Source organism: Pelotomaculum sp. PtaB.Bin117, assembly GCF_002067195.1.
In the GTDB taxonomy this organism is placed as follows: domain Bacteria; phylum Bacillota; class Desulfotomaculia; order Desulfotomaculales; family Pelotomaculaceae; genus Pelotomaculum_D; species Pelotomaculum_D terephthalicicum.
On record NZ_MVQM01000038.1, the window covers coordinates 1 to 17,290 of the forward strand.

Sequence of the window (17,290 nt, forward strand, 5' to 3'; positions counted from 1 at the left end):
TGTATTGGGGGGATTGACTAATGGCAAACCGGAGAAAAAGCCAACAATTTGAGGTCGTTGTGGTCTACGATGAAAGTGGGCCGACTTTCGATGAGCTGTTACATTCCCCGGAGGTAATGGCATTGTTCGAGGGACTCCTGATATCAAAAAAACTACTCAAACCGGAATTTAGGAGCATCAACAGCCAAAACAGGTTTTTTCCAAAAGCAACCCCTATGATATAATTAATGTAAATAATGAGTTGTAGAGGTAAATAACAAATGATGACTGCTATCGGTGGTAATAATTATACACGTAATGAGTTGTTAGCCTTGATCCCTAAGATCGAGGCTATTATATATGCCAGGGTTTCCACCGCTGACCAGGCAAAACACGGTTACTCCCTGGAATCTCAAGTAGAACGATGTGTAGAGCTGGCAAATAAAAAATTTGGATACAATGAAGGCCAAATTATGGTTATAACGGAACCCGGAGAGTCGGGTGACAACCCTGACCGGCCTGGAATGAATCATGCTCTTTTTCTGCTTGAAAATGGGGTAGGCAAAAAAATTATTATGCTTCATCCGGACCGGATGAGCCGTTTTCTTAAATTGCAGAATGTCATAGCCGACAGAGTATGGGGTTCCGGTTGTGATATTGAATTCGTGGAGACGCCCGAAGTAGATCCGAATAATCCGGAATCAATGCTTTTCTTTAATTTGCAGGGTTCTATCGCTCAATATAATAAGGCTAAAATTCTCGCTAATTCAAAGCGTGGTCGCATGACAAAGGCTAAAAACGGAAAAATCCCGGGACTCCGGAGGCTATACGGTTATACTTTCGACAAAGAGCTGGACACACTTGTAATAAACCTTACTGAGAGCGAAATATACCTGCTGATGGTTGATTGGTATTTAAATGGTAATAACGGGAAGGAAATGACCTGTTCCAGTATTGCCAGGGAATTAGCTACAAGAGGTGCACCTGCTCCCGGGGGTGGGGACAAATGGCATCAAGCTGTAGTAAGTAGAATACTCCGCCGTGAATGTTATACGGGTAAATTCTATTATGGCAGAAGCGAAGTAAAACAAACAAACGGTAAAAAGATTCAAGTTCCAAAACCGAAAGAAGAATGGATTTGCATTTCTATTCCTAAAATCATAGATGAGGATACTTACCAAGCTCTGCAAGAGAAAATGACAGGCCGGGAAAAGAGGGCCCGCGGCCGGCAATCGGATAATTACCTCGTAAAAGGGATCGCTCGCTGCGGCCGTTGTGGGTCTGCTATCATTGCCGGGCCCCCTACGACCTTGAAGGGCGGTAGAAAGCTCCGGTATTATACTTGCTGCCAGAAGACCAGAAAATCTTTTAAGGTAGGAACGGGTGAAAAGGTGAATGTTTGTTACGGTCGGTCCTGGAGACAAGATGTCGTGGACGAATACGTCTGGAGTTTTCTTGAAAGCCACTTAAACGACCCCGATGCCATCATTGCCGATATTATAAAGCAGCAGCAGGATATTAAAAAAATCGACGAACTAAACAAAAAGAAGATGGGGCTGGAGAAAACGATTTCGGAAAAAAGGGAAGAAGAAGGAAGATGCCTTAGCCTCTACATAAAGGGCTTAATTAAATCTGAAGAACGGCTTGAAAGTATGGTCCGGCCAATTCAGGAACAAATCCAACACTTACAAGAAGAAGTGTTCTATGCTGACCAAGCACTCCAGACAGCCAAGACTAAATATAATGAACTGCAAGCGATAAAAGATTCTATAAATGAGTATAGGGATATCCTGGAATCAGAGAAAATGGAGTTCGAAACAAAAAGAGCTTTTGTTCGTATGTTTATAAGTAAAGTGACTTTAAAAGAGAATCAGATAGAGATTGTGGCGAAGTGGAAGCCAGATATTAAAATAGAAAAGGCTTTAAACAATCAACATAGTATAGTGCATCATAGTCAAGAGCATGGAGGACTACCGTGACAGCCTGATTCTTATCCTGGCTGGCTATCAGGATGAAATGGACTGGTTTGTGGAAACAAACCCCGGCCTGCGTTCGCGCTTTCCCATTCATATATCTTTTCCCGACTACAGCAACCGGGAACTGCTCGCCATCGCCGACCTGATGCTGCAGCAAAGGCAGTATGTCCTGTCCGGCGGGGCCAGGGACGAATTGCGATTTTTTATTGAAAAGGAGCATAAACTGCACGAACACAGCGGCAACGCCCGCATGGTAAGAAACCTGATTGAAAGGGCGATCCGCCGTCAGGCTGTTCGCCTGATGAAAAAAAACTGCGAGTTGAGCCGCGTCGACCTGATGTCGATTGTCAGAGAGGACCTGGGGGGGAATTGAAGTGGCATGCAATAACCAAGATCTGGAAAGGTTGTCCGCCGAGGTGGACTGTGAAGTGCAACCGGTTTACCGCTTGATCGAAGACATCGCGTTACAAAATCATGTCAAGGTGCTGGAGGCATTCCGGCGGGTGCGAATTGGCGAATTCCATTTGAAAGGATCAACCGGCTACGGCTATGGAGATCAGGGGAGGGCCGCGCTTGAAGAAGTTTACGCGGCTGTTTTCCGGGCGGAGGCGGCGTTGGTCAGGGGGCAGTTTGTATCGGGTACTCATGCCATTGCCGCATGTCTTTACGGTACTTTGCGGCCGGGAGATGAACTTCTTTCAGTTCAGGGCGAGCCGTATGACACGCTTGGTGAGATGATTGGCGTCAGGGGTGAGGCGAGCGGTTCGCTGCGGGAGTTTGGCGTGACCTACAAACAAGTTGAGCTGTTGCCTGGAGGCGGGATTAATTACCCCGCCGTCGAAAAGGCGATGAAAGACAATACAAAAATGGTTATGCTTCAGCGTTCCAGGGGCTACCAGTGGGGACCCTCATTAGGAATCAGTAAGATGAAAAAGTTAATTGGTTTCATCAAGCGAAAAAAACCGGACGTGGTTGTTTTTGTCGACAACTGCTATGGTGAATTTGTAGAAAATGAGGAACCGGTGGAAGCGGGCGCCGATTTGGTGGCCGGATCGCTGATTAAAAATCCCGGGGGGGGTATAGCTCCCACCGGAGGGTACATAGTGGGAAGGCAAAAGTATGTAGATGCCGCCGCCAACCGTTGGAGCGCGCCGGGAATCGGGGCGGAAGTCGGGCCGTCTCAGGAATCCCAGCGTTTGCTGTTTCAGGGTTTGTTTCTGGCGCCGCACATTGTCGCGGAGGCGCTCAAAGGCATGGTGTTCGCCGCAAGGTTTTTTGACAGGCTGGGATTCGCGGTCATGCCGGAATATAACGAGGAGCGCAGTGATATTGTACAAGCTATTGGCCTTGGCGCGCCGGAGCGAATGGTGGCTTTTTGCCGTGGCCTGCAGGGGGCTTCTCCGGTGGATTCACACGTCCGGCCGGAGCCGAACGCGATGCCCGGCTACGGGGACCCGGTGATAATGGCCGCAGGCACTTTTATTCAAGGCGCCTCGTTGGAATTGAGCGCGGACGGCCCGATCCGGCCGCCTTATGCTGTTTACCTCCAGGGAGGACTTTCCAAAGAATACGTCAGGCTGGCCGTGTTGAGCGCCGCCAGGGAGGTTCTCAAGCTGGGTTGAATAAGCGTAGATATCGGGGGTGGTTCTATTTTAGGGAATTTTGAGAAAGTTTAAATAAATAAGAAGGTTTTTTAAAATTACTAGCGAAACTTTATAATGAATGTATGATTATTTTCGTTTATGTTGTCGATTGGCGGTGATGAATCAGTGAATTTTAAGCAATTGGAATCATTCCTGTGGGTAGCCGAACTGCAGAGCTTTACCAAAGCTGCCCGCCAGTTGTTCATGAGTCAGCCGGCTGTCAGCTTCCAAATCAAAGCGCTTGAGGAGGACCTTGAGGTAATATTGTTCAAGCGCGGTGACAAGAAAATGGTTCTAACGGACGCCGGGCAGCTTCTGTACCAGGAAGCGAGGCAAATGTTCCGGCATTATCAAAAAATCAAGGCTGGCATGGACGATCTGAAAGGGCTGAAAACTGGACACCTGATCGTAGGCGCCGGCACCATTCCGGGGGAGTACTTGCTTCCGTTGCTTATTGGGGATTTTAAAAAAAAGTATCCGGGTATTCAAATTACCCTCAAAGTATCGGGAAGCGGGCAGGTTGAGCGTTGGGTCCGGGAGCGGGAGATAGATCTGGGTTTCACCGGCGTTTTGGCGGAAAGTCAAGATATTGAATGCCGCCCGTGGTTGCAGGACGAGCTCTCATTAATTGTGCCGCCCGCACATCCTTGGGTAAACTTAGGCGCTGTTAAGGTTTCAGATTTAAAGAGTGAAACGATGATTTTTCGTGAAAAAGGGTCGGGCACCCGCCGGACTATTGAAGAAAAGCTGGCTGAGCATAACATAGTTTTGGAACAAATACCCCAGGGGATTGAATTGGGAAGCTCAAGAGCTGTAATTACGGCGGTTGAAGCAGGTCTGGGAATCAGTATCGTATCAAAGTACGCGGTCAGGGAATCGCTGGAACTGGGACGGGTGAGGGAAGTACGAATAGATGACTTTGACTTTAATCGTTATCTTTACCAGATCCGGCACAGGCAGAATATGGCCGGATTCGCCATTGACGCTTTTACCGATTTCGTCAATAAAGATGAAGTTTGCAAAGTTTTTGACTTTAAAAAAACACCGTGAATGTCACGGTGTTTTTAGCGGGCAGATCAATGTATTTTTCGCAGCAAGCCTATGACTTTACCGAGCACCTGTACATCTCTCGCGTAAATGGGTGTAAGCAATTTGTTCTCAGGCTGGAGTCTGATCCGGTCATTCTCTTTGAAGAAACGTTTGACAGTGGCTTCCTCATCTAACAAGGCCACAACTATTTCACCGTTGTCGGCGACATGCTGCTGTCTTACCACAACCATATCCCCATCCAGGATACCGGCTTCGACCATGCTGTCACCTTTTACCGTGAGCATGAAAAATTCACCGTTTCCCGTAAAAAAAGAAGGGAGCGGGAAGGTTTCTTCCCTGTTCTCAGTGGCCAGCAGCGGTACCCCGGCGGCAACCCGCCCCAGCAGAGGGACGCTGATTAATTCTATGTTGTTTTCTTTGTCGCCGCCCAGCACTTCCATCGCCCTGGGTTTAGTAGCGTCACGCCTGAGATAGCCTTTTCCCTCCAACCTCTTTAAGTAACCGTGTACTGTAGAGCTTGAACTTAAACCTACGGCCTGTCCAATCTCCCTTACCGAGGGTGGGTATCCTTTTTCCCGAATAGTTTTTTTTATGAATGCCAGGACGAGTTCTTCTTTTGAGCTGAGACTATTACTCATCTTATCACCAGCCTTTGATATAATGCTTGTAACCACTCAGGAGCCAGAAGTCAGGAGCGGGATGAAAGATTGTAAGATAAAATGATTAATGAATTCTGAATGCCTGAATAGTAATAAATGTTAATAGTATTATACCATAAAAATGTAAAAATAAAAACATAGGTTCGATATTTGTTAAAGATAGCGATAAATAATTTGGCTGTTACCCAACTGATGATTGTTGCTCGAAGGTTTCAGACGATGTGCGGCAGCGGCGCGTTCTGAAGCCTTTCTTTGTTCTGATAACCGCAATATAGGTGGCGGCGATGCTTATCACATTAATTTGTAAACAACTTACCCCTATGGTAAAATTTTAACGATTAACAGTTAACGGTCATAAAGGTGCGATTATGTTTGAGGAGGAAAAACCTTCTGTTTTCAAAATATGCTTTGCTCTAGCCGCCGGTTTCGGGCGGCGGGGATAAATCCCCGGCCGCGGTGAAGTAAAGATTTGTGAGGAGGTTTTAACATTAAGATTATTCATGCTGCTGAAATAGTTGAGACGGTTGCCGGGCTATGCCAGGAAGCCAATTTTAACCTGGGGCCTGATATGCTGGAAGGATTGCAAAAGGCTTTAAAACAGGAAGTCTCTATTAATGGAAAAGAAATTATACAACAGCTGCTGGCGAATGCTGAAATTGCCCGTGAAGAGAAAATTCCGATATGTCAGGACACCGGTTTTGCTGTTGTTTTTGTTGAATTGGGTCAGGATGTGCGTATTGTCGGCGGTGATTTTTACAGTGCGATCAATGAAGGTGTGAGAAAGGGCTATACGGAAGGCTATTTAAGAAAGTCGATTGTAAACCACCCGTTGGAGCGGGAGAATACCGGCGACAACACGCCGGCCGTGATTCATACGAAGATTGTTTCCGGAGAAAATATCCGGTTGATTGTCGCTCCCAAAGGCGGCGGAAGCGAAAATATGAGCGCCGTTAAAATGCTGAAGCCGTCTGAAGGAGTACATGGTTTAAAAAAGTTTGTGGTAGAGGTGGTTCATGCCGCCGGCCCAAATCCCTGTCCGCCGATTGTTGTTGGCGTGGGCGCCGGCGGCACCTTTGAAAAGGCGGCCCAATTGGCTAAAGAGGCATTGCTGAGAAATTTGGGAGAAGAAAGCAAATATCCCGGTATCGCAAAATTAGAAAAAGAGTTGCTGGATGAAATCAATCGCCTCGGTATCGGTCCGCAGGGTTTTGGCGGGAAGATAACCGCCCTGGCGGTTCACATCGAGGTTTATCCCACCCACATAGCCAGCCTGCCGGTAGCTGTAAACATTAACTGCCACGCGGCGCGGCACAAGGAAGCGGTGCTGTAAAAATAGTAGGAGTCAGGAGTCAGGAGTCAGGAGTTAGGAGATAGGATTCTGAAGTCGGAATAAAGGAATGGTCTATTGTCTTAAAATATTCTGACTCCTGACTCCTGAATACTTGAATGAATTACCTTGGACAGGTGGTGAGCTAAATGGACCGGATCAGCCTTACTACTCCGTTATCCGGCAATGTGGTGGAAAATCTCCGGAGCGGCCAGCGAGTTTCGTTGAACGGGATCATTTATACCGGACGTGACGCGGCGCATAAGAGATTAGTTGAATATATAGAGCAAGGGAAAAAGTTGCCTTTCGATTTAGAAGGGCAGGTTATTTATTATGTGGGACCGTCGCCGGCCAGGCCGGGCATGGTTATCGGGGCGGCCGGGCCGACTACGAGCGGGCGAATGGATTTGTACGCGCCAAAATTATACGCGCTGGGCCTTAAAGCAACAATAGGCAAAGGCCGCAGATCTCCCGACGTGATCAGGGCGATGAGAAAGTACAAAGGCATCTACCTGGCGGCGGTAGGAGGAGCCGCCGCACTGATAGCCAGGTCCATCAAAGAGGCCAGGGTGATCGCTTACCCCGAACTTGGACCGGAAGCGGTGCACGAGCTGCTTGTGGAAGATTTTCCGGCAATTGTTATTAATGATACACTGGGTGGGGACCTGTACGATGAAAGTATCAAGCTCTATTCAGAGCATAGAGAGGACGGCCGCATTTAGTACAATATTAATACCGGAAAGATAAATTAGTATTTTTATAATATTCAGTATGGAAAAGCGCATTATTGGGAGATATGTATACATGTATTATAAAAGATAATACCATGATAGATAGTTGTTTGAAAGTATACAGTATAATATCAGGTCTTGGAGGAAATGAAAACTTTATTGAAGAATTGTACTTAATATAATATTTATATAAAATGATCGCGGATGAATTTCATGGAATATATCGTGGCTTGATTATGTTTACCGGCAAACAGCTTAGGATATCCTAAAGGAGTAAAATATAACAAATATAGGCTAAGTTTTTTATAAATTATTTGATATACAAGAAAAAATAAGATTTAACAAGACTGACGCCTGTGTCTGTAAACTGGAGGTATTTTATTTAATGCATGATAAATTGAAGCATCTGAATGAACTCAGACAGTTAGTGGAAGCGGGGGGTGGCCGGAAACGCATCGATAAGCAGCATGAGGCCGGAAAAAAGACGGCGCGGGAACGGATTGCGGCCTTGCTTGATCCCGGCAGCTTCAGGGAAATTGACATGTTTGCGTCATCTGATGATGATTTTACCAATATGGATAATCCGGGTGAAGGCGTGGTAGCCGGGCATGGTATTATTGACGGCCGGAAAGTATATGTCTACGCTCAGGATTTTACCGTAACCGGGGGATCGCTTGGGCGGGTGCACGCGGCTAAGATATGCAAAGTGCTTGATCTGGCCATGAAGGTCGGCGCTCCGGTGATTGGCCTGAATGACTCGGGCGGCGCCCGGATTCAGGAAGGTGTTGACGCCTTGAACGGCTATGGCGAGATTTTTTTTCGCAACACCATGGCGTCCGGCGTCATCCCTCAAATATCGGTAATACTTGGCCCCTGCGCCGGAGGCGCGGTTTATTCCCCCGCTTTAACCGATTTTATCTTTATGGTTTCCGGGATCAGTCAGATGTTTATCACCGGCCCGCAAGTGATCAAGGCGGTGACCGGTGAAAAGGTAAGCATGGAAACGCTGGGCGGCGCCGCCACACACAGCAAAGTCAGCGGGGTGGCTCATTTTATCACCGGCAGCGAAGATGATTGTATGCTGACCATCCGCGCGCTGCTGAGTTATCTGCCTGCCAATAATCTGGATGAAGCTCCTGTATATGCTCCTGTGGAGCCGGCAAATGATAGAGAGACAATGCTGGAGATAATTCCGGACGACCCGAATAAAAGCTACGACATTCGCGATGTCATCCGCGGGGTAGTTGACAATAGCCAGTTCCTGGAGGTTCATCCGTATTTCGCGCAAAACGGTGTCGTCGGCTTCGCCCGCTTTGCAGGCCGGCCGGTAGGCGTGGCGGCCAACCAGCCCGCGGTGATGGCCGGCAGCCTGGATATTAACGTGTCCGATAAGATTGCCCGTTTTGTCCGCTTTTGCGACGCTTTTAACATTCCCGTGGTAACATTCATGGATGTGCCCGGTTTTTTACCGGGCGTTGATCAGGAATACGGCGGGGTAATCCGGCACGGAGCGAAAATAATCTATGCGTATGCCGAGGCTACAGTGCCCAAAATTACTATTATTGTCCGGAAGGCTTACGGCGGCGCTTATATTGCCATGTGCTGCAGTGCTTTGCGCGCTGACGCGGTATATGCCTGGCCGAGCGCGGAAATAGCGGTCATGGGTCCTGAAGGCGCTGTTAACATAATTAATAATAAAGAAATCGCAGCAGCGGAAAACCCGGTGGAAACGCGGCAGAAACTGGTTGCCGATTACCGGTCCCGCTTTGCCAACCCGTATATTGCCTGCGGCAGGGGCTTTGTAACGGATGTTATCGACCCGCGTGACACCCGCGCCACGATTATTGACGCGTTGCAGAGCTTTTCCACCAAGCGGGAGTCAAGACCGAGAAAGAAGCACGGTAATATCCCTTGTTAGCAGAGCATCATGAGGGGAGGGGATGGCTGGATGCCGGAAATGCGCGACGGCCGTATAAAACCGGAAGTACTGGCGGCTATTACCGCGGCGCTTGCATTTTATGGATATTCTGCGGATAAAGGTTACCGGATCGCCAGCGCGCGAAAAATGAGCGATGCCTGGAAGAAGGCCGGGATTATTGAAAATATGTTGGCCCGGGAAATGAATTCGGTTTTGAAAGGAACTGTTTTAGGAGGAAGTCTGTGAAAAAATTTCGAGTTACAGTAAATGGTCAAGTCTATGAAGTAGAAATTGAAGAAGTCGGCGGGTCCGCCAACTCGCCTGCTCAAGCCGCGGCTTCCGTGCCGCCGCGTACTCCGGAGGCGGCGCCGCTTGTTTCGGCGTCCGCGCCAAAACTTGTGCCGGGCGTCCGGAACGCTTTATCCCTGTCGCTGGGTGACGCCGGTACCGTAGCTGCTCCGATGCCCGGCATGATTAACGATGTTAAGGTGAAAGCAGGCGATCAGGTTAAACCCGGCGATGTGCTGGTTGTCTTGGAGGCTATGAAAATGGAAAATTTAATCAAAGCCGACATCGCGGGCACAGTCAAGGAAGTAAGGGTTGTTAAAGGCCAGGCCGTTAACGGCGGAGACCCGCTGGTAGTGATTGCTTAAGCAGGATAGTATTATTATGATGACAATTTTTGGAGGGAGAAATAAATGACAAAGATCAGGATTACCGACACAACGCTGCGTGACGGCCACCAGTCCCTGCTGGCCACCCGGATGAAAACAGAACACATGCTGCCCATCCTGGAGAAACACGACGCGGTCGGCTTTCATTCCCTTGAGATGTGGGGCGGCGCTACCTTCGACACCTGCATGCGCTTTTGCGGCGACGACCCCTGGGAAAGACTCAAAGAAATCAGACGGCGGGTCAAAACCCCGCTGCAGATGCTCCTGAGAGGCCAGAACGTTGTAGGCTACCGCAATTACGCCGACGATGTGCTGACAGAATTCATCAAAAAAGCGGTAGCCGATGGCATGGACATTTTCCGCATCTTCGACGCTTTAAACGATACCAGGAACATGGAGAAAGCCGTGGAAGTGGTCATCGCCGAGGGCGCGCACGCCCAGGCCACCGTGGTTTACACCATCAGCCCGGTGCACAACACCGAATATTACGTGGAATTAGCTAAAACTCTCGAAAAAATGGGCGCCCATTCTATTTGCATCAAAGACATGGCCGGCATTCTCGCTCCCTACCCCGCGTACGAAATCATCAAAGCCATGAAAGACGCGGGGATTAAAATACCCATTCAGCTGCACTGCCACTACACCAGCGGTATGGGTGCGATGACCTACTTGAAAGCCATGGAAGCCGGAGTGGATATCATCGACTGCGCCATATCGTCCATGGCGCTCCAGACATCGCAGCCCGCCATTGAAACAATGTGCGCCTCCCTGGCGGGGACCGGATACGATCCCGGCTTCGATTTAAAAATACTTACCGAGATCGCCGAGTACTGGAAAGGAATCCGTGAACAGTACGCCGAATTCGACGTGGCCTCAAAAAGCGTAGATACCAACGTGATGATCTACCAGATACCCGGCGGCATGATGTCCAACTTTATCTCCCAGCTCAGCCAGCAGAACGCCCTGCACCGCCTGCCGGAAGTATTGGAAGAACTGCCGCGCGTCCGCGAAGACTTCGGTTACCCGCCGCTGGTTACCCCGACCAGCCAGATTGTCGGCACGCAGGCCGTAATGAACGTGCTGCTGGGCCGCTACAAAGTGAACACAAGTGAAACGATTCAGTATATGCGTGGTTATTACGGCCGGTCCCCGGCGCCGATCAACGAAGAAGTGCGCAAAATGATCATCGGCGACGAACAGCCGATCACCTGCCGGCCGGCCGACATGCTGGAGCCCGAGTTGCCGGCGGCAAAGGAACTATGCGCGGCATTCATGGAGAAGGAAGAAGATATCGTATCCTGCGCGATTTACCCGCAGGTTGCTCCTAAATTCCTTGAGGAGAGAATGGCCGGCAAGCTAAAGGTTGACCATGAGCTTGCCAAGCAAGGTGGGGGAGCGGCCTATCCGGTGTAAAGACAGCTTGCCGGATATGACCGGCGGAAACATTCACGTGCCGGAGAATAATTGCCTTTTGCCCAAATCTCCGACATGTGATAAGATAATATATGTGTCATGTCATATTATGATGTATTAAGCGCAAGGAGGTATTCTTAGATGTCGGAAAAACCGATCAAAGGGGAGAAAAGAGTCTTCCTGACCGGCAATGAAGTTGTAGCCTGGGCCGCGGTTGCGGCTGAGGCCGACATCATGTTCGGTTATCCAATAACTCCCCAGAACGAAATCATGCACTACTGGACCCGTATGGCGCCAAGATTTAACAAAAGATTCCTCCAGACAGAAGATGAAATTTCTGCTGGTTTTACAACGAATGGAGGAGTGCTGGCAGGTCTCAAGGCATTTACGGCTACTGCCGGTCCCGGCAACACGTTAATGCAGGAACCAATTTCAATGGCAGAGATGATGCGCCTGCCGGTTGTTACCATTGTCCAGCAGCGGGGCGGCCCGTCCTCGGCCACCGTTATTTACAGCCAGCAGGAAGTTACCCTGACCACCCATGGCGGCAACGGGGAAGGAATGCGGGTTGTTTATTCCACTGCCAGCCATCAGGAGCTTTATGACTATACGATTAAAGCTTTCAACACAGCCTGGAAATATCGTTTCCCCACCTTTGTGCTGGGTGACGGCTATCAGGCAAAAATGCGCGAACCGCTTACCATCTATGATCCGGAGGAACGTGGAATTGAAGTAGTGCCATCCTACAAGTTCATCGGGGGAGCCGGGAAGCCGGGCGTTGACAGGCCGCCGGTCCAGTTGCGGAATATTTACAATATGGAAGAAGAACTGCTGGAAGTGCTTGAAGAGCAGTTTGCCGAATTTGGAAAGATTTCTCCCGATGTAGCCGAGTGCGAATATTTCGGTTGTGAAGACGCGGAAATCGTGGTTACGGCTCACGGAGTGGTAGCCCGGGGAGCCAAGAGCGCGGTCAAAGAACTCAGGGAGCATGGACTGAAGGTAGGTTATTTCCGTCCTATTACGCTCAGGCCGCTGGCAGTAAAGGAACTCCGTGATATATTTAGCAAGGCCAAGAAAGTGCTGGTTGCCGAATCAGCTAACGGACAGCTTGACCAGTTGTTAAAATACGCGGCTTACGGCCTTACCACTGAGATGGTCTCACTATTCAAACCGGGTGTGGGAATTAATTCCGAAGATATTTACGATAAAGTTAAGACAATGCTGGAAAACTAGGGAAAGACCATTGTTAAGTACGTATGAGAACGTAAAGGAGGAAAAAATTTTGATCAAACCTTCTATGCCGAAATCCTGGCGGGTTGATACCAAGCCGCACAAATTTTGTCCCGGCTGTGGGCATGGTTTGGTGTTGAAAGCCCTCGGACAAGCCATTGATGAACTGGATATCCAGGACCGGGTGGTTTTTGGCTGTGATATCGGGTGTTCGCTGCTGGCCTGGGATTTCTTTAATGTTGATACAGTCCAGACTCACCACGGCCGGACCAATCCGGTAATGACCGGCATTAAGCGGGCTAACCCGGACCTTATCTGTATCGGCTACATGGGTGACGGAGGCGGCTACGCCATAGGTTCCCAGCACCTGGTAAACGCCGCTACCAGGAACGAAAAGATTACCGTAATTCTGGTCAACAACGCCCAGTACGGCATGACTGGCGGCCAGATGGCCCCGACGACGCTGCCCGGCATGAAAACAGAGACCACCCCGTATGGCCGCGATGTGGATTCGACCGGCTACCCGTGCCAGGGTCCGGAAATGGTGGCGGCCATTACCAGGGAAGGCGCTTATGTCGCCCGTGCAACCGTGGTCAAACCGGTCCCGTTAAAAAATTATATTAAGAAAGCCATTCAAAACCAGATGGAAGGGAACGGTTTTTCCTTTGTTGAATGTTTGTCTGCTTGTCCAACTAACTGGCGAACCAATAATGTTGAAACGATAAATTTTGTGGAAAATGAAATGATGAAGTATTATCATGTCGGTGAAATAAAAGTGCCGCCTCCCAAGGAACCGCTCAAAGTCAAGACATGGACCAAGATACCGGCAATGGAGGTACAAAAAAATGGCTAATGCTATAAAGATAGTCATGGCGGGCGAAGGTGGCCAGGGCGTGCAGTCGGTGGCTGAAATTATCGCGGAAGCCGCAAACGAAGAAGGTAAAGAATGTCTTTATATTCCCAACTTTGGGGTTGAGCAGCGCGGCGGCGTGTCGGTGGCCTATGTGCAAATCAGTGACGAAGCCATCGGCGCTCCCAAGTTTAATACGGGCGATATTGTTGTCGCTTTAAGCGACCGGGCGCTGTACAGGACCAAACAGTATGTGGGACCCCAGACGATTTTCGTATATGATACCAGCATCAATGTGCCGAAGGAAGATCTCCCCGCTAACGCGGCGAGAATTCTCGGCATCCCGGCTGTGGAGATTTCCAAGAATGAACTGCACCCGCGGGTTTTTAACATTATTATTATGGGTGCCGTGGTTGGCGCGACGTCTGTTATTTCCAGAGAGGACGCCAAGCGGGCTATTGAACATAAACTGGGGGCGAAGTTTGAGAAGCAGCCGAAACTGCGCGACCAGAACTTCAGCGCGATAGATCGCGGCATTGAGCTTGTAACTAAGGCAGGATAAGGAGGTTTAATAATATATGTCGGTGGAATTTGAAGGTATTACCCAGGAATACGAAAAAGGCAACTTTACTCTCTTCCCCGGCCTTTGCAAGGGTTGTGGTCTCTGCATTGCCAAGTGCCCGAGCGAAGCTTTATCCTGGTCCGATGTCCTCGGGGTTTATGGCACGCCCGCTGTTGTAGCGAATGAGAAATGCATTACTTGCGGCGTCTGTGAACTGGCCTGTCCGGACTGCGCGATAACAGTAGTCAGAAAAAAGAAGAAATAAATCAAGTGGCGCCGGGTAAACAGAAGATTATTCTAAGGTCTTTCCGAAGGGGAAAGGCCTTTTTTATAAAGCGGCGATTTTAAGAACATGGGCTGCGTTGTATGCCTAAATGTCACTGAGAATGCAATTTGTCCCTTTGGTTGCGATGCTGAAAACGGGATAGAAATCGATTAAAAGGATCATGTTATAAATGCAACCAAATGAAAGGGGGTTTCTTGACATGGGTTCTCTTTCATGGAATGCGGCCAAGATCGTCCTTGCCGCCGGAACACCGATTCAGCATCTTGTTTCCGGCAAAAGTGAGACCCACCTTTTATGCAACCGGCAGGCGGTGCTTATCCTGCAAAAAGACGGCTATGAAGCGCATGCGCAGGTTTTAAGCAATTACCTGGAAATGATCAATCGGGGGGCAATCTGGGCCGACAGGGGCTGGAAAAATTTCGCTCATTACCTTGATCCCGCTTTTGGCCCCTGGCCTGACGCGCGGACGGAGTGCCGGGCTTTTTTTGAGAAGGCTTTGTGCCACTGGCAGCGGAAGAATAAAAAGAAAGCGTTTTTTTTCCTCGGCGCGGCGGCACATCTCGTTCAGGATATGTGTGTGCCGCACCATGCCAAGGGAAGTGCATTTTGCGGCCATAAGGAATATGAAAAATGGGCTCAAGAAAACCGCATGGATTTTATCGTTTATTCAGGCGGCACATACCACAACGCGTCAACTCCGGCCGGCTGGGTTGAAGCCAACGCAATAATTGCCAGGCACTATTTCCCCTATGTCTCAAATATTAATTCAGAAACGTCTTACAAGCTGGCAACAAGCGTGCTTTTACCGGCAGCGCAGCGTTCAACGGCGGGCTTCTTTTCTTTCTTTTTAGAATACGCGAATAATCCACGTTAATTAAACGTGATCAGCAAACTGATTTTTCACTATCTCAGGGTGATCCTGGCATCCAGCGCCACAACCCTGTCGGCATACGCCAACAGCGGGTTGATATCCATCTCGGATATGGACGGGTTCGCCAGCGCCAGCTGTGCCAGCCTTGTCAGACAACGAGTCAAAACATCAAGGTTCACAGCGGTGGCGCCCCGGGCCCCGGCCAGTATTTTGCTGACTTTTGTTTCTCTGATCATATCGATGGTTTCTTCTTCGCTCAGAGGAGGTATTCTTAATGAAATGTCATTCATTATCTCGGTGAAAACGCCTCCGGCGCCGAAAGCCAGAACGGGACCGAATTGCGGATCTCTTTTGCAGCCGAGGAGCAGCTCGGTTCCTTTATCCAGATATTCTTGAATGAGCACTCCTTCTATTTGGGCCCCTGTATGCTTGAGTTCTATTTCCCTGCGCATGCTCGTGAAAGCATCTTCAAACTGCCGGACGTTCCCGATATTCAACCGCACACCGCCGGCGTCTGATTTGTGAATGATGTCCGGGCTTAAAACCTTCATGGCAACCGGATAGCCGATTTTTTCCGCAAGCGAAACGGCCTCCTCGATATTTTTAGCCTTTCCCCGGCGGGCTACGGGGATACCGTAAGATTCCAGGATTTCGAAAACATCGGTTTGAGACAGGCTTCCTGCAGTTTTGCCGGAGAGTATCTTTTCAACTTGGGCTTGTCCGGGGTTAACGGGCAGTGATACCGGTTGGCGCTCTTTTTTCTTGATAACGTGGTGATACCGGTACAGGGCGGAGAGCGCCCTGGCAGCCCGGTCAATCGAGTAGAAATATACAACATTGTTTTCTTTTTCAAATTCCCTGGCATATTCCTGGAAACGCTGACCGTAAGTCCAGGTGACCACCGGCTTGTCCGGGTTTTTGCCGGCGACCTCCCTAATCAGTTCGGTAGTGTCCAGGAAGTCACCCTCCTTGTCCAGGAATGAACCGGTTATGCAAATCACTGCATCCATTTGCGGGTCTGCTATGAAGGCTTCCAGGATGCGGCGGTAGGATTCATGAAAACCGTGGAACATGCCGGCCGGCCACATATCCACCGGGTTGCTGCAGTGCGCCCACGCGGGAAACAGTTCACTAAGCTGAGCTTCTGTATTACTGCTCATCTTGGCTATCTCCAGGCCATAACGGGAGCACGCGTCAACGGCGATGATGGCGGCGCCGCCGGAAATGGAGACTACGCCCACTCTGTTCCCTTTGATGCCGTTAAAAGTGGTGAAAACTTTGTTAAGGTCAATCATCTCCTCAACATCCTCAACGCGCAGGAGACCGCATTGTTTGAAGGCAGTATCAAAGATCCTGTCTTCGCCGGCCAGGGCGCCGGTATGTGAGCTGGTGATTATGGCGCCGCCGGGGCTGGCCCCCGTCTTATAAATAATGACCGGTTTAAGAGCGACGGCGTCTTTGGCCGCCTGCATGAACTGCGGCCCGTCCCGCAGGCTTTCCATATGCAGATTTATTACCTTGAGGCGGGGATCCCGGACTATGTGGCCCAACAACTCGGAGAATTCTATATCAGTAGTATTGCCGGTGTCAATTAATAGCCCTATGCCGCTGAATATCTGCGGCGCCCCTACCACAAAAACCCCCGACTGGCAAAGGATTCCCGCTGCCGCGGCGGGATTCATGAACCGTATGAAGGATGTGCAAAAGCGGTTGAAGTTGTTTACGATGCCCAGCGTGTTCGGACCTAATACCCGCACCCCGTATTTGGCCGCGGTTTTGAGGATTTCTTTCTGCATTAACTTGCCCCGTTCGTCACCATCGAAAAACCCCTGGGCAACGATGATTACAAGCTTGACCTTTTTTGCGCAGCACTGGCCGAAAAGCTCCGGAACCGTGTCTCGGGGCGCGCAAATTACCGCCACATCGGGTATCTCCGGCACGTCCAGCAAGGAAGTATAGGCACGGTGACCCAAAATCGTGCCTCCTTTAGGATTGACCGGATATATCTTTCCTTGGTAGCCCCTTTCAAGCATAACTTCCAATGGATTGTTGCTTCCTTTGCCCGAACGGCTGGTCACACCTACCAGCGCCACGGATTCCGGATCCGTTAATTTTTTATAA

Annotated in this window: 17 protein-coding genes and 1 pseudogene; 16 read left to right on the forward strand and 2 right to left on the reverse strand. The window is 49.6% G+C overall.

Annotated elements, in window-relative coordinates:
- Positions 1-20: 20 nt before the first annotated feature.
- From A4E54_RS02105 to A4E54_RS02125, 5 genes and pseudogenes are all read left to right on the forward strand, one after another.
- Complete coding sequence (locus A4E54_RS02105; protein ID WP_286724074.1) at positions 21-224, forward strand: hypothetical protein; 204 nt, start codon at positions 21-23, stop codon at positions 222-224.
- A gap of 39 nt (positions 225-263) precedes the next feature.
- Positions 264-1,958, forward strand: coding sequence for a recombinase family protein (locus tag A4E54_RS02110; RefSeq protein ID WP_286724084.1), 1,695 nt, complete (start codon positions 264-266; stop codon positions 1,956-1,958).
- Positions 1,930-2,328 (forward strand): annotated as a pseudogene (locus A4E54_RS02115) (stage V sporulation protein K); the annotation flags it as partial. The gene A4E54_RS02110 and the pseudogene A4E54_RS02115, both read left to right, overlap by 29 nt.
- A 1-nt stretch (position 2,329) precedes the next feature.
- Complete coding sequence (locus A4E54_RS02120; RefSeq protein ID WP_286724076.1) at positions 2,330-3,577, forward strand: methionine gamma-lyase family protein; 1,248 nt, start codon at positions 2,330-2,332, stop codon at positions 3,575-3,577.
- Positions 3,578-3,724: 147 nt separating this feature from the next.
- Positions 3,725-4,648, forward strand: coding sequence for a selenium metabolism-associated LysR family transcriptional regulator (locus A4E54_RS02125; protein WP_286724078.1), 924 nt, complete (start codon positions 3,725-3,727; stop codon positions 4,646-4,648).
- Between the two features lie 26 nt (positions 4,649-4,674).
- Here the strand turns inward: A4E54_RS02125 and lexA are convergent, their stop codons facing one another.
- Entirely contained in the window at positions 4,675-5,286 is a 612-nt protein-coding gene (gene lexA / locus A4E54_RS02130; protein WP_240081832.1) for a transcriptional repressor LexA, read from the reverse strand.
- Between the two features lie 508 nt (positions 5,287-5,794).
- Between lexA and A4E54_RS02135 the strand changes: the two genes are divergently transcribed.
- From A4E54_RS02135 to A4E54_RS02185, 11 genes are all read left to right on the forward strand, one after another.
- Entirely contained in the window at positions 5,795-6,637 is an 843-nt protein-coding gene (locus A4E54_RS02135) for a fumarate hydratase (RefSeq protein WP_240082150.1), read from the forward strand.
- Positions 6,638-6,783: 146 nt separating this feature from the next.
- Complete coding sequence (locus A4E54_RS02140; RefSeq protein WP_240081831.1) at positions 6,784-7,356, forward strand: Fe-S-containing hydro-lyase; 573 nt, start codon at positions 6,784-6,786, stop codon at positions 7,354-7,356.
- A gap of 394 nt (positions 7,357-7,750) precedes the next feature.
- Positions 7,751-9,283, forward strand: coding sequence for an acyl-CoA carboxylase subunit beta (locus A4E54_RS02145; RefSeq protein ID WP_240081830.1), 1,533 nt, complete (start codon positions 7,751-7,753; stop codon positions 9,281-9,283).
- Between the two features lie 30 nt (positions 9,284-9,313).
- Positions 9,314-9,529, forward strand: a complete 216-nt coding sequence (locus A4E54_RS02150) for a hypothetical protein (RefSeq protein WP_240081829.1) — start codon at positions 9,314-9,316, stop codon at positions 9,527-9,529.
- On the forward strand, positions 9,526-9,936 hold the full coding sequence (locus A4E54_RS02155; RefSeq protein ID WP_240081828.1) for a biotin/lipoyl-containing protein: 411 nt from the start codon (positions 9,526-9,528) through the stop codon (positions 9,934-9,936). Before A4E54_RS02150 ends, A4E54_RS02155 begins: the two co-directional genes overlap by 4 nt.
- A 45-nt stretch (positions 9,937-9,981) precedes the next feature.
- The gene (locus tag A4E54_RS02160) at positions 9,982-11,370 is read left to right on the forward strand and encodes a pyruvate carboxylase subunit B (protein ID WP_240081827.1); all 1,389 of its coding nucleotides are present in this window, start codon (positions 9,982-9,984) and stop codon (positions 11,368-11,370) included.
- Positions 11,371-11,511: 141 nt separating this feature from the next.
- On the forward strand, positions 11,512-12,603 hold the full coding sequence (locus tag A4E54_RS02165; protein WP_240081826.1) for a ferredoxin oxidoreductase: 1,092 nt from the start codon (positions 11,512-11,514) through the stop codon (positions 12,601-12,603).
- Between the two features lie 64 nt (positions 12,604-12,667).
- Entirely contained in the window at positions 12,668-13,453 is a 786-nt protein-coding gene (locus A4E54_RS02170) for a thiamine pyrophosphate-dependent enzyme (RefSeq protein ID WP_502687914.1), read from the forward strand.
- Complete coding sequence (locus tag A4E54_RS02175) at positions 13,446-14,012, forward strand: 2-oxoacid:ferredoxin oxidoreductase subunit gamma family protein (RefSeq protein WP_240081825.1); 567 nt, start codon at positions 13,446-13,448, stop codon at positions 14,010-14,012. Before A4E54_RS02170 ends, A4E54_RS02175 begins: the two co-directional genes overlap by 8 nt.
- A 16-nt stretch (positions 14,013-14,028) precedes the next feature.
- Entirely contained in the window at positions 14,029-14,277 is a 249-nt protein-coding gene (locus A4E54_RS02180; RefSeq protein WP_240081824.1) for a 4Fe-4S binding protein, read from the forward strand.
- A gap of 220 nt (positions 14,278-14,497) precedes the next feature.
- Complete coding sequence (locus A4E54_RS02185) at positions 14,498-15,172, forward strand: zinc dependent phospholipase C family protein (protein WP_240081823.1); 675 nt, start codon at positions 14,498-14,500, stop codon at positions 15,170-15,172.
- 29 nt (positions 15,173-15,201) lie between these two features.
- Here the strand turns inward: A4E54_RS02185 and A4E54_RS02190 are convergent.
- Positions 15,202-17,290: acetate--CoA ligase family protein (locus A4E54_RS02190; RefSeq protein WP_286724083.1), on the reverse strand; the 2,089-nt coding region annotated here is incomplete at its 5' end.

Bases quoted from the DNA above. Each gene is read 5' to 3' on its own strand.
- A4E54_RS02105 (WP_286724074.1), top strand. From the start codon at position 21: ATGGCAAACCGGAGAAAAAGCCAACAATTTGAGGTCGTTGTGGTCTAC.
- A4E54_RS02110 (WP_286724084.1), top strand. From the start codon at position 264: ATGACTGCTATCGGTGGTAATAATTATACACGTAATGAGTTGTTAGCC.
- lexA (WP_240081832.1), bottom strand. From the start codon at position 5,286: ATGAGTAATAGTCTCAGCTCAAAAGAAGAACTCGTCCTGGCATTCATA.
- A4E54_RS02140 (WP_240081831.1), top strand. From the start codon at position 6,784: ATGGACCGGATCAGCCTTACTACTCCGTTATCCGGCAATGTGGTGGAA.
- A4E54_RS02145 (WP_240081830.1), top strand. From the start codon at position 7,751: ATGCATGATAAATTGAAGCATCTGAATGAACTCAGACAGTTAGTGGAA.
- A4E54_RS02150 (WP_240081829.1), top strand. From the start codon at position 9,314: ATGCCGGAAATGCGCGACGGCCGTATAAAACCGGAAGTACTGGCGGCT.
- A4E54_RS02160 (WP_240081827.1), top strand. From the start codon at position 9,982: ATGACAAAGATCAGGATTACCGACACAACGCTGCGTGACGGCCACCAG.
- A4E54_RS02165 (WP_240081826.1), top strand. From the start codon at position 11,512: ATGTCGGAAAAACCGATCAAAGGGGAGAAAAGAGTCTTCCTGACCGGC.
- A4E54_RS02170 (WP_502687914.1), top strand. From the start codon at position 12,668: ATGCCGAAATCCTGGCGGGTTGATACCAAGCCGCACAAATTTTGTCCC.
- A4E54_RS02175 (WP_240081825.1), top strand. From the start codon at position 13,446: ATGGCTAATGCTATAAAGATAGTCATGGCGGGCGAAGGTGGCCAGGGC.
- A4E54_RS02180 (WP_240081824.1), top strand. From the start codon at position 14,029: ATGTCGGTGGAATTTGAAGGTATTACCCAGGAATACGAAAAAGGCAAC.
- A4E54_RS02185 (WP_240081823.1), top strand. From the start codon at position 14,498: ATGGGTTCTCTTTCATGGAATGCGGCCAAGATCGTCCTTGCCGCCGGA.